We start from the raw sequence: 12,460 nt of genomic DNA, 5'->3' as shown, positions 1-12,460 counted from the left end.
GGATTATCCCTATAGAAGATTGAAGGAGTGTTTTAGAGATGGAAAGAACATTTTTAATGGTAAAGCCTGACGGCGTACAACGTAACTTAATTGGTGAAATCGTTGGTCGTTTTGAAAGTAAAGGATTCCAACTAGTTGGCGGGAAATTAATGAATATTTCTCAAGAACTTGCTGAACAGCATTACGGAGAGCATAAAGAACGTCCATTCTTCGGAGAACTTGTAGAATTCATCACTTCTGGACCAGTTTTCGCAATGGTATGGGAAGGCGAGAACGTAATCTCTACATCACGCTTAATGACGGGTGCTACAAATCCAAAAGAATCAGCTCCTGGAACTATTCGTGGAGATTTCGCTGTAACAGTAGGCAAGAATATTATTCATGGTTCAGACTCAACTGAGTCAGCAAGCCGCGAGATTAACTTGTTCTTTAAAGAAGAAGAGCTTGTGACTTATGACAAAACAGTGAACAACTGGATTAATTAATCGCCAAGAACAGCCGAGCGAATTTCGCATGGCTGTTTTTCTTATACATACGACATACTTTTTCCGCTATAATAAGAACGTACATAAGAAAGAAAAGGCAACAGGGGGTTGTTAAATGTCTGATTATTCGATGTTAATTCAAGGGGTCAAGAAGAAAACCGGGATCGATTTGTCTTTGTATAAAGAAGCCCAGATGAAGAGAAGACTCACTTCACTATATGAAAAGAAAGGCTTTCGTAATTTTAAAGATTACTCTCTAGCTATTCAAACGGACAAAGCCTTATTGGAAGAATTCTTGGACCGCATGACGATTAATGTGTCAGAATTTTACCGCAACGCCATACGTTGGAACGTCTTGGAGAAAAAAATCTTTCCGCAATTATTGGAGAAGAATAGGCGATTGAAAATTTGGAGCGCAGCTTGTTCTACCGGCGAAGAGCCGTATTCGCTTGCAATGGTTCTATCAACTTATCTTCCATTGCGTGATATCTCCATTTTTGCAACGGATTTAGATATGGGTGTATTAAATCGTGCCAAAGTTGGCCTTTATAATGATCGTGCATTAAAAGAAGTGCCAAAGCCAATCATTGATAAATTCTTCATAAAAGAAGGTGCTTCCTATCAAGTGGTAGAAGATATCAAGAGAACGGTCACGTTTAAACAGCAAAACTTGCTGGAAGATCGCTATGATACGAATTACGACTTGATTGTCTGCCGTAATGTGATGATTTACTTCACGGAAGAAGCGAAAGATCAAATTTATACCAACTTCTCCAAAGCACTTAAACCAGGTGGTATTCTGTTCGTTGGAAGCACAGAACAAATATTTAATCCTGAAAAATACAATTTTGAATCAGTAGATACATTCTTTTATAGAAAAAAACACTAAACCACGTTACGGAGGAATGGAATATGCGCTTTATTACAGCTGGAGAATCTCATGGTCCACAGCTTACTGCCATCATTGAAGGATTACCTGCACAGATGGAGCTAACGGCTGAGATGATCAATAAAGAATTAAAGAGAAGACAAGGCGGTCACGGTAGAGGTCGTAGAATGCAAATAGAGAAGGACCGTGTAGAAATCTCATCAGGTGTACGTCATGGCAAAACGATAGGGTCACCAGTTACGCTAACAGTTGTTAACGATGATTGGAAACATTGGACGGGTATCATGGGCGTAGAACCACTTCCTGAAGACGTAAATCCGGAAGATGTGAAGCGTCAGATCACTCGTCCACGTCCTGGACACGCAGATCTAGTCGGCGGTATGAAATATGGCCATCGTGACTTGCGAAATGTTTTGGAGCGTTCATCTGCACGTGAGACGACGATGCGTGTAGCAATCGGAGCAGTAGCGAAACAATTCTTGCGTCAGCTTGGGATCGAAACTGTAGCCCATGTTACGGAAATTGGCGGCATTGAAACAGATCCTGCCGCTTATGCGAATCTATCCATAGAAGAACTGCGTGCGATTGTTGAAGAAGATGCAGTATATTGTGTGGATCCAGACGCGTCTGTCAAAATGACGGAAGCTATAGATGATATTAAAAAGCGTGGCGACACACTTGGTGGCGTAGTAGAAGTCATCATTGAAGGATGTCCTCCAGGAATTGGTAGTTACGTACAGTTCGATCGTAAAATGGATGGCAAACTTGCAGGTGCTATGATGAGCATCAACGCTTTTAAAGGTGTTGAAGTAGGCTTAGGATTTGATATGGCCAAAATGCCAGGCAGTGAAGTACATGATGAAATCAGCTGGAATGAAGAGCTGGGTTATTACCGCAAATCCAATCGTTTAGGTGGACTTGAAGGCGGAATGACGACGGGTATGCCGATCGTAGTTCGAGGTGTAATGAAACCCATTCCGACGCTTTATAAACCACTAGAAAGCGTAGATATCGATACAAAGGAATCTTTCGTTGCAACGATTGAGCGTTCCGACCCTTGTGCAGTACCTGCTGCATCTGTTGTAGCTGAACATGTCATCGCTACAGAGATGGCTAAAGCAATCATGGAAGAATTCCGTTCGGATACGATGGATGGTTTACAGAAGGACATTGAACAATATAGACAATATGTAAAGGAGTTTTAAGATGGATAAGTTAACTGTTTCCGTCCGTGATCACCAATACGATGTCTATGTAGGTTCGAACACCTATGAATTATTTTCAACTGAATATGCAGAATTGTTACGTACGACAGATAAAATTGGAATTATTGCCGATGCACAAGTGGCAGAGCTACACCTTCCTTTATTGCAAGAAGCACTAGTACGTTCTGGTCGCGAGGTATCGGTGAAAATCGTACCTGGCGGCGAGAAGTGTAAAGTGCCAGAAGTATACGTGGATTGTCAGTCTTTCTTACTGACTGAAGGTTTTACACGAAATTCACTATTAATTGCATTTGGTGGAGGAGCCTGTGGGGATTTAACTGGTTTTGTGGCAGCTACGTTTATGCGTGGTATTCGCTTTATCCAATGTCCGACAACTGTGCTTGCGCATGACAGTGCAGTTGGTGGCAAAACAGCCATCAATATGCCTGAAGGAAAAAATATGGTGGGGTCGTTCCATCAACCTTCAGCTGTATTGTTTGATACCGATGTATTCAAAACATTGCCTGCTTCAGAAATGCGTTCTGGCTTAGCGGAATTGGTAAAACATGCCTTTATTTCGGATCCGTTATGGACGGAGCAATTACTGGGAGAAGAACAGTTTTCTACACCATCTATCAAGTGGCTTGAAAAAGAATTACTGCAAGGCATCAAAGTAAAAGCAGATATCGTGGGAGAAGACGAGTTTGAGAATTCTACGCGAAAGTTTCTGAATTTCGGCCATACATTTGGACATGCAGTGGAAGCGGCTTCTGGATTCGGTAGCCTCAGTCATGGTGAATGTGTCATGATTGGTATGGGGTATGCCTTCTTGCTAAGTGAAAAATACGGTAATGTACCTGAAGGATTCACGAATCGCTATCTTCATTTTGCCAATAAAAATGGCTATACATTTAAGCCAGTATTCTCTTATAGTTTCGAAGAGTTATTATCCTATATGCAAAAGGATAAAAAAGCTTCATTCGGCAAGATGAATTTTGTTTTATTACAAAAAATTGGTGAACCTTTTGTAAAAGAGATTAGTTCAGAAGAGTGTCAGTTGGCATTTGAGGAATTTAAAGCAAAATTGGAAAGCGAGGGAATTGTATGAGCATAAGGGGAATTAGAGGTGCGACAACCGTTGAACAGGATGACGCAAAAGAAGTGTTACAAGCAACAGAATCTCTTGTACTCGAAATGGCAGAGGCGAATCAATTCAAACCGGAAGATATCGGTTCTGTAATTGTTTCAACTACAGTAGATGTCAAAGCGGCATTTCCTGCAAAAGCGATCCGCTCGATTGAAGGTTGGACGTATGTACCGGTCATGTGTACACATGAAATCGATGTGCCAGGCTCTATGCGTAAGTGTATACGCGTCATGATGAACGTCAATACTTCCAAGAAACAAGAGGAAATACAACATATCTATCAAAATAACGCAGTTCAATTACGACCTGATTTACAAAAATAACAAAACAGAAGTAAAGGGGAGCGATCCTATGAAGTGGAAACCAATTTTACACACGATGAAGCCTTATACACCTGGTCGTTCATTAGAAGATGTAAAACGTACATATGGTCTGCAAGAAGTACATAAGCTCGCTTCAAATGAAAATCCTTACGGGTCATCACCTGAAGTCGCAGAATATTTACGTTCAAAGGCAGCTCAATTTGAAATTTATCCAGATGCTTACACTGCCGGATTACGCGGAAAGCTTGCAGAGTTCCATCAAATCGATCCGAATGAAATGATATTTGGTAATGGTTCAGATGAAATTGTCACACTCATTTCCCGCGCAATACTACAACCCGGTACTAATACGGTGATGGCTTCCACGACTTTCCCTCAGTACGCACATAACGCAAAAGTAGAAGGTGCCGAAATTCGTGAAGTGGCTATGCTTGAAAATGGCGACCACGATTTAGAAGGGTTTCTAAAAGTTGTTGATGAAGAAACAGCTGTCATCTGGGTATGTAATCCAAATAACCCGACAGGTAATCTATTATCGAGTGAATCCATAAAAAGCTTCTTAGATCGGGTACCTGAAACCGCACTTGTTGTTCTCGATGAAGCATATTTTGAATTTGTTACGGATCCAGCACAACAAGATGCGGTGCAGTGGATCCATGACTATACGAACTTGATTATACTTCGCACGTTCTCTAAAGCATACGGCCTAGCAAGTTTCCGTATAGGCTATGGCGTTACTAACGCGAGCGTTGTAACTGAGCTCAATAAAGTACGGAATCCATTCAACAACAGCTCACTCGCATTAGCTGTAGCAGAAGTTGCTCTTGGAGATCAGCAATTTCTAAAAGAGTGTGTAACTAAAAATGAAGAACAACGAAGACGCTACGCAGACTATGCGAAACAGCATGCATTGGCAATCTATCCGTCTGCTACTAATTTTGTATTACTTGCTGTACCTGGAGATGCAGATGCGGCATGCGAAGTGTTATTGCAAAACGGCTATATTGTCCGCAGCGGAAATCTGCTAGGCACACCAGGATTTGTTCGCGTGACGATTGGAACGCATGAACAAAATACCGGCTTCTTTAAAGCGTTCGATCAACTATTAACTAACCAATAAGGATAGATGACAATGAAAACGACTGTAAGTATAATTGGACTCGGATTGATCGGTGGATCACTTGGTCTAGCATTAAAACGAAATCCAGAAATTCATATTGTAGGTTTTGACCGCTCTTATGCAACTGCTGACGAAGCATTTCGCAGAGGAATCATCGACACGGTCGCACCTTCTGCAAAATCAGCCTGCGAACAGGCTGACTTTGTTGTTTTTGCGACGCCTGTCAATACGACGGTTGCTCTTTTTGAAGAAGCAGTAGACTGGGATTTCAAAGAACATGTAATCGTCTCTGATACAGGGAGTACGAAAAAACCGATAATGGATGCTGCGAAGGTCTTACAAGAAAAAGGGATCACTTTCATAGGTGGCCATCCAATGGCAGGTTCCCATAAAAGTGGTGTATCTGCTGCGTTGGAACATCTTTTTGAAAACGCGTATTATATTCTGACACCGAATGAATCAACAACTGAAGACCAAATCGATGTTATTGAAAAATTGCTATCACCAACAAAAGCCAAATTGATTGTTCTGCAAGCGGAAGAACACGACCGTATGACAGCGATCATCAGCCATTTTCCGCATATTGTAGCCTCTTCATTAGTTGGCCGCTTAGCTGCACAGGAAGAGCAACAACCGTTTGTGAAAAAATTGGCTGCAGGTGGTTTCCGGGATTTAACGCGAATTGCCTCAGCAGATCCTGTCATGTGGAGAGATATCACCATACAAAACCGAGAAGAATTATTGTCGCAAGTTGATGGCTGGCTCGAAGAAATGAACGGCATTCGCGCTATGCTGGAAGACAATAATCCAGAACGTATTTTTGATTTCTTTGCGCAAGCAAAAAAATACCGCGATCAACTTCCTTCTACAAATGAAGGGGCGGTCCAAGGGGCGCTCTACATGACGTTTGATTTACACATCGACGTACCCGATCATCCAGGTGTGATTTCCGAAATTACGAAAATCCTGGCAACTGCCAATATTAGTTTGACCAATATACGAATCGTAGAAACACGTACAGATGTGTACGGTATTTTAGTTGTCAGCTTTCAATCAGCTACTGAACGTAAGAGAGCTCGTCAAGTATTGACAGCAGAAACTGACTATTCTATGCACGTACTTTAAAAGGGGGAGAGCGTAATGTCAGAACAACAAACGGTTTCATTTGAAAAGCCGGTTCTTCGCGGCGCTTTACAAGTACCTGGAGATAAATCAATTTCCCACCGTGCGGTTATGTTGGGATCAATTGCAAAAGGTAAAACAACAATCAGTGGATTTTTGGATGGTGAAGATTGTCTGAGTACGATTGAAATGTTCAAGCAACTTGGTGTGGAAATTACCCGCAACGGCACAAATGTGACTGTTGAAAGTCCTGGCATTGCGAATTGGCAGACTCCGGCTGAAGCACTTGATGCGGGTAACTCAGGAACGACCGCCCGTTTAATGTTAGGCATTTTATCCGGTTCTTCCGTAACATCTGAAATGTGTGGGGATCAGTATTTATCCAAGCGTCCAATGAAGCGCGTGACGGAACCTTTAGAAGAAATGGGTGCAAATATCACGAGCAAAGGAACGGTTGATTATTTACCACTTACCATCACTGGGAAAGCGTTACAAGCAATTGACTATTTGATGCCGGTTGCTAGTGCACAAGTAAAGTCCGCTGTATTACTTGCCGGTCTTCAAGCGAAGGGCATTACGTCTGTTACAGAAATTGCTGTATCACGTGATCACACCGAGCGTATGCTAGTACAATTTGGCGCGAAGCTGGATCAACAAGATCAAGTAATCCGAATCGAAGGCGGACAGCAACTGACAGGAACAGATGTAGTCGTACCAGGAGACATTTCCTCTGCGGCGTTTTTCATGGTAGCCACGGCGTTAGTGAAAGACAGTGATGTGTCGTTCTTGAAAGTTGGATTGAACCCTACACGAACAGGTATACTGGATGTACTAGAAGCGATGGGTGTAGAAATAGAATTATCAGATGAACAAGGGTTTTCGGGTGAGCGTTATGGCACTGTACGAGTAAAGCATTCGAGTCTGCGAGGAACTGAAATTGGTGGTGATTTGATTCCGAGATTGATCGATGAACTTCCTGTGCTTGCTTTATTGGCAACACAAGCAGATGGAAAGACTATTATTAAGGATGCAGAAGAACTTCGTGTCAAGGAAACGGATCGTATTGAAGCTGTCGCTACGGAATTACGGAAACTCGGAGCAGATATCGAGACTACAGCAGATGGCATGATTATTAATGGACCGACACCGCTAACGGGAGCTACACTTCAATCATACGGTGACCATCGTTTAGGCATGATGGCAGCGGTAGCGGGATTGATCACGTCAAGTCCTGTTCATATCGATAATCCATCTTGTATCGCGATTTCCTATCCACACTTTTTCGAAGATCTATCGGAGCTAGTCAATCAATAAAGTAGAATAGAAAGCTCAGGTGAAAAAATGAATGTATTGCAGGAATTGGAGCAAATAGTACTCGATGGGGATTTAGATGCTCTACAAGATAAAATACAGAAACTGCAAGCTGCTAACGAGTATGACGCATTATACAATGCTGCAAATCTGTTGATCGAATATGGATTCATCGGACAAGCAGACGATATATTTTCTCAGTTATTGGTAGTATTCCCGGATGAAGCTCAGTTGAAAATAGATCGCGCCGCGGCTTTACTGGAACTGGGTGAAGAGGACGAAGCGTTATTATTGCTGACGGACATTTCGCCGGATGAAGATGAGTATGTACAAGCATTGCTTGCACAAGCGGATTATTATCAAATGCTCGGACTTGCAGAAACGGCATTATCTAAAGTGCGTGAAGCATTAACGTTGGCTCCGCACGAACCGATAATCCAACTCGCGGAAGCAGAACTTCTGTTGGAATCAGGAAGATACAGTGAGGCTGTGAGGATATATGAGAAGCTTCACGAGGCGACTGAAGAAATCGCTGGGGTACGACTGTCCTCACGTCTCGCGGAAGCCTACAGTGCAGGTGCAGCGTACGAGGAAGCCATTCCTTTTTATGAGGCATTACTTGACCAGGAAGCAAATCCTGAAGAGTTGTTTGGATTAGGATTGGCATACTATCAAACTGCACGCTACTCGGAAGCAGTCACACGTCTTGAGCAGTTGTTAGAAATGGATCCAGATTACTTCTCTGCTTATATGCTTGCGGGTCAAAGCTATGCACAACAAAATGAAGACGACAAAGCGTTAGAGCTTTTCAGAAAAGGTATTGAACGTGATGAGTTCGATAAAGAATTGCAGCTGGCGGCAGGAAAATCTGCTCTGAAACTGCAAATGCCGCAACAAGCAGAAGAACATTTGAAAGAAGCGCTCGTTTTAGATCCGGAGTATATAGATGCACTCGTAACGCTTGCTTCGGTTTATGAAAATCAGGAAAAAGACGAAGCGTTAATTGATTTACTGACGTTCTCTGAGGTAGATCAACTAGAAATCCCTTTACTTCATGCTTTTCTTGCATATGCTTATGAACGCACAGAAGATTACGAAAAAGCGTATGAAATGTATTTCAAAGCATATGATGGGATGAACGAAGATGCTGCTTTCTTAGATCAATATGCACGATTCTTGCTGGAGGATGGTAAGCGTGATGAAGCGTTATCGATAATTCAGCAGTTAGTTAGAATCGCTCCGCATGAAGAGGAATGGACGGCATACATCGCGCAATCTGAAGAGGAGGGGTAAGATGAAGGCCATGGTTCCTGTAGCTGCCAAAAAAGAATTTTTAAGGTGGTTTTTAAAGCGCTATCGATTAAAGCGGCGGGAATGTGTATGGATTTTAAATTATCTTCTCAGCAACGAACATTTATTAACGAATGTTCATTTTACAAATGAGGCTCATCACTGTCCACGCGCCATGATCATTTCTACGACAGAAGTGGACAGTATCCCTTTTCGCTTCTACAAGGGTACTTTGATGACAGCTGATGCGGAAAAGTCCTTTCACGACCTCAGACTGCATCCTGACGAGGATATGTTCATCCAACTGAATTTCAAACACAGTAATAAATGTCCCGAGTATGCGAGTGTGGCGGAAGAGAATCCTTATTTGCCGGAAGATCTGCTGAAGAAAAAGAAAGACCAACAAATAGCGGAAAAGCTGTTGGAAGAAAGTTTCACATTAACGACAAATGACATGTTGCTGAAGAGAATCGACGAAGCGCTGGACAACGGTGACCGTGAGCTGTTCATAAGCTTAACAGCTATGTTGAATGAGATGAAAAAAGATAAAGACATCAGCCAATGATTTCGCCCTCCGCGGTGGAATCATTGGTTTGCGTTGAGGGAAAATATAGGCTAAACTTTACTGAGTGATGCAAGGAGGAATGACAATGAATTGGGTTCCGAAAGATGTGGATACGTATATCAATCAGAAAGAATATATTGATACTGTCGTTGTGCCTTTAATAGCTATAGACACACGACCTGAAACGATGAAAAACAGTGCTTCCTCTTCTGAGTTCTTGATGAATCTGTCGATGTTCATAGAGAAGCAGTTCAAGGGGCGTATGATGTTCATGCCGCCCGTTTCGTACACGCAGTCAACAGATTTGCAGCAAATCGCGGACACATTGTCGGAGGATTTGAAAAAATCTTCCTTTACACATGTCTTCTATCTTACGACGGATCCTAAGTGGACGAGCGTGACGGTGGAAGGTAAAGTCGTCTGGCTACCGTCTATCCCTTTGGAGACAATGGACAACCATCTACGCCAGACCATCATGGAAGACCAGCTAAGGCAAGTCCTGACACACTTTATGGAGAGTTGGAACGTACAGTAAAGGTCAAGTTATGATTATTGAAGGCAGACTTAGTGTTAGGTAGGTAATTTGTGCTACGGTAGTGTGCTCTTGACGTAAGAGTGCTACTTCATTTCGTCTTAGAACTTGAAGTAAATCAAATTTCATGTCATTATCAGTACAGACGCACTCTAAACACCGTCGTCAAAAGGGTACAAGCACTAGTTGCAACTTATTTAAAGGGAGATCGTCGTTTGTCACCAAATCTTAATATTTGTCCACAAACTTAAGTACCTACTAAAAGCATTATTGAATTTAGTTTCATATTGATATATCATAGATATGTCCTAGTATTACAATTAGCAAAAGAATGTCCGTGGGACTGACTTTGGAGTAAGAGGAGGGAAATTACTGATGAGCAATAAAGTGTCAAGACGCACGTTCCTAAGTTATACACTAATGGGAACTGGTGGGTTCATGGCATCTGCAATGCTGATGCCGATGATTCGTTTCGCAATTGATCCCGTTCTGGCTAGTGCCGGCGGTTCCGACATGATTCCAACACCGCAAAAAGAAGCCGATCTTTCGGAAGTACCGGTTCGTGTAGACTATACAATCAAAGATCGACAAGATGCATGGTATACTTCTGACGAATCTAACACGGCTTGGGTCTACAAAGAAGGCGACAAAGTCATAGCACTTTCTCCGGTCTGTAAACACTTAGGGTGTACAGTTAACTGGGAAGGCGACGAGCATAAAAACGAGTTTTTCTGCCCTTGTCACGCTGGACGTTACAAGAAAAATGGTGATAATATTCCAGGAACACCGCCGCTTGGACCGCTTGATGAGTTTGAAGTAGAAATCATCGACGGATTTGTCTATCTTGGTGGAGTAATACCGAACACATTAGTCTAAAGGGTAAGGGGGTACGACCGCAGTGTTAAATAAAATTTATGATTGGGTGGATGAACGGTTAGATATCACACCAATTTGGCGAGATATCGCTGACCACGAAGTACCTGAGCACGTAAACCCTGCACATCATTTTTCTGCATTCATCTATTGTTTCGGAGGTTTGACGTTTTTCGTAACGGTTATCCAAATCTTGTCTGGTATGTTCCTGACAATGTATTACACACCGGATATTGAAAACGCATGGAAATCAGTTTTCTACCTTCAAAACGATGTTGCATTCGGTGAACTTGTGCGAGGGATGCACCACTGGGGAGCTTCGTTAGTTATCGTAATGATGTTCCTACATACTTTGCGTGTATTCTTTACAGGGTCTTATAAGAAGCCTCGTGAATTGAACTGGATCGTCGGAGTATTGATCTTCGGTGTCATGCTAGGTCTTGGATTCACAGGATATCTATTACCTTGGGATATGAAAGCTCTATTTGCAACAAAAGTTGGGATTGAGATTGCCGCGTCAGTACCTTTCATCGGAGAACAGATTAAAATCCTTCTCGCGGGTGATTCCACGATTTTAGGTGCACAGACGTTAACAAGATTCTTCGCGATTCATGTATTTTTCCTACCAGCTGCTTTGCTTGGGTTGCTTGCAGCACACTTTATCATGATCAGAAGACAAGGTATTTCCGGACCACTATAAGAACCAGTTTTATGGTTAGGGTCATCTGAAATTTAAGAAGGAGGGAATAACATGCACCGCGGAAAAGGGATGAAATTTGTTGGGGATTCGCGCATCAAGGCTTCAGGCAAGATGGCGAATACACCAAAAGACTACTCAGAATATCCGGGTAAAACCGAAGCATTCTGGCCAAACTTTCTATTGAAAGAGTGGATGGTTGGAGCAGTTTTCTTAATCGGCTATCTAATCGTTACTCTTGCACACCCGTCACCGCTTGAGCGTCAAGCGGACCCGACGGATACAATGTATATACCGATACCAGACTGGTATTTCCTATTCATGTATCAGCTATTGAAATATGAATTCGCTTCCGGTCCTTATAACGTGATCGGTGCGATCGTCATTCCAGGATTGGCATTTATGGCATTAATGCTAGTTCCATTCATGGATACAACGAAAGAGAGACGTCCATTTAAGCGTCCGTTGCCAACAGGCTTCATGATTCTTTCATTCTTAGCTATCTTCTACTTGACTTGGGAATCAGTCGAAAACCACGACTGGGAAGCAGCAAAAGTTCAAGGTGCAATTGTGGATGAAGTAGAATATGATGAAACGGCTGAAGGGTATGAGATTTATCAGGGCTCTTCCTGTATTGGCTGTCACGGTGACTCCTTCCAAGGTGGATTGGGCTTACCGTTAACTAACACAGGTATGACAGCTGAAGAAATTATCGAAATCGCTCATGATGGCCGAGGTTCAATGCCTGCTGGTACATGGGAAGGTTCAGATGAAGATCTTCAAGTACTTGCTGAATTTATATCTGAGCTAGAAACGAAGTAAGAAAAAAGAGTCAGGAAACTGACTCTTTTTTTCTATATATTTATCCGTAAATAAACTATACATAGAAGTAGTACATTCC

At 42.4% G+C, this 12,460-nt stretch carries 14 protein-coding genes; all 14 read left to right on the top strand.

The features are described from left to right. The first annotated feature begins 38 nt into the window (after positions 1 to 38). The 14 genes from ndk (at position 39) to CSV68_RS03280 (ending at position 12,381) form a co-directional block, all read left to right on the top strand. The gene (ndk, locus tag CSV68_RS03345) at positions 39 to 485 is read left to right on the top strand and encodes a nucleoside-diphosphate kinase (RefSeq protein WP_085428805.1); all 447 of its coding nucleotides are present in this window, start codon (positions 39 to 41) and stop codon (positions 483 to 485) included. Positions 486 to 600: 115 nt separating this feature from the next. Beyond that, a complete protein-coding gene (locus CSV68_RS03340) occupies positions 601 to 1,374 on the top strand; it encodes a CheR family methyltransferase (RefSeq protein WP_099661459.1) in 774 nt (257 codons plus the stop codon). A gap of 23 nt (positions 1,375 to 1,397) precedes the next feature. Further along, complete coding sequence (gene aroC / locus CSV68_RS03335; RefSeq protein ID WP_099661458.1) at positions 1,398 to 2,579, top strand: chorismate synthase; 1,182 nt, start codon at positions 1,398 to 1,400, stop codon at positions 2,577 to 2,579. 1 nt (position 2,580) lies between these two features. Then, positions 2,581 to 3,687 carry a 3-dehydroquinate synthase gene (gene aroB / locus CSV68_RS03330; RefSeq protein WP_099661457.1) on the top strand — a complete coding sequence of 369 codons (1,107 nt, stop codon included), beginning with the start codon at positions 2,581 to 2,583 and terminating at the stop codon, positions 3,685 to 3,687. Further along, positions 3,684 to 4,049 (top strand): chorismate mutase, encoded by a 366-nt coding sequence (gene aroH / locus CSV68_RS03325; RefSeq protein ID WP_099634681.1) that lies wholly within the window; start codon positions 3,684 to 3,686, stop codon positions 4,047 to 4,049. Before aroB ends, aroH begins: the two co-directional genes overlap by 4 nt. Before the next feature lie 28 nt (positions 4,050 to 4,077). Continuing rightward, positions 4,078 to 5,169, top strand: coding sequence for a histidinol-phosphate transaminase (gene hisC, locus CSV68_RS03320; RefSeq protein WP_099634682.1), 1,092 nt, complete (start codon positions 4,078 to 4,080; stop codon positions 5,167 to 5,169). A gap of 12 nt (positions 5,170 to 5,181) precedes the next feature. Continuing rightward, positions 5,182 to 6,294: a prephenate dehydrogenase gene (locus CSV68_RS03315; protein WP_099661456.1), complete on the top strand. Its 1,113-nt coding sequence runs from the start codon at positions 5,182 to 5,184 to the stop codon at positions 6,292 to 6,294. Between the two features lie 15 nt (positions 6,295 to 6,309). Continuing rightward, entirely contained in the window at positions 6,310 to 7,605 is a 1,296-nt protein-coding gene (aroA, locus tag CSV68_RS03310) for a 3-phosphoshikimate 1-carboxyvinyltransferase (protein WP_099634684.1), read from the top strand. Positions 7,606 to 7,632: 27 nt separating this feature from the next. After that, positions 7,633 to 8,895, top strand: coding sequence for a tetratricopeptide repeat protein (locus tag CSV68_RS03305; RefSeq protein WP_099661455.1), 1,263 nt, complete (start codon positions 7,633 to 7,635; stop codon positions 8,893 to 8,895). Position 8,896: 1 nt separating this feature from the next. Further along, positions 8,897 to 9,457 carry a ReoY family proteolytic degradation factor gene (locus CSV68_RS03300; protein WP_099634686.1) on the top strand — a complete coding sequence of 187 codons (561 nt, stop codon included), beginning with the start codon at positions 8,897 to 8,899 and terminating at the stop codon, positions 9,455 to 9,457. An 85-nt stretch (positions 9,458 to 9,542) separates the two neighbouring features. Beyond that, complete coding sequence (locus CSV68_RS03295) at positions 9,543 to 9,992, top strand: DUF2487 family protein (protein ID WP_158233038.1); 450 nt, start codon at positions 9,543 to 9,545, stop codon at positions 9,990 to 9,992. 369 nt (positions 9,993 to 10,361) lie between these two features. Further along, the gene (locus tag CSV68_RS03290; RefSeq protein ID WP_099661454.1) at positions 10,362 to 10,865 is read left to right on the top strand and encodes a QcrA and Rieske domain-containing protein; all 504 of its coding nucleotides are present in this window, start codon (positions 10,362 to 10,364) and stop codon (positions 10,863 to 10,865) included. Between the two features lie 22 nt (positions 10,866 to 10,887). Next, positions 10,888 to 11,562 carry a menaquinol-cytochrome c reductase cytochrome b subunit gene (qcrB, locus tag CSV68_RS03285; protein ID WP_029053030.1) on the top strand — a complete coding sequence of 225 codons (675 nt, stop codon included), beginning with the start codon at positions 10,888 to 10,890 and terminating at the stop codon, positions 11,560 to 11,562. Positions 11,563 to 11,613: 51 nt separating this feature from the next. Then, on the top strand, positions 11,614 to 12,381 hold the full coding sequence (locus CSV68_RS03280; protein ID WP_099634688.1) for a menaquinol-cytochrome c reductase cytochrome b/c subunit: 768 nt from the start codon (positions 11,614 to 11,616) through the stop codon (positions 12,379 to 12,381). The last annotated feature ends 79 nt before the right edge of the window (positions 12,382 to 12,460 follow it).

The sequence above is a fragment of the Sporosarcina sp. P29 genome, from assembly GCF_002743265.1.
In the GTDB taxonomy this organism is placed as follows: Bacteria; Bacillota; Bacilli; order Bacillales_A; family Planococcaceae; genus Sporosarcina.
The sequence above is the reverse complement of the archived record's forward strand: the minus strand, read 5'-3'. Positions and strand labels throughout refer to the sequence as shown.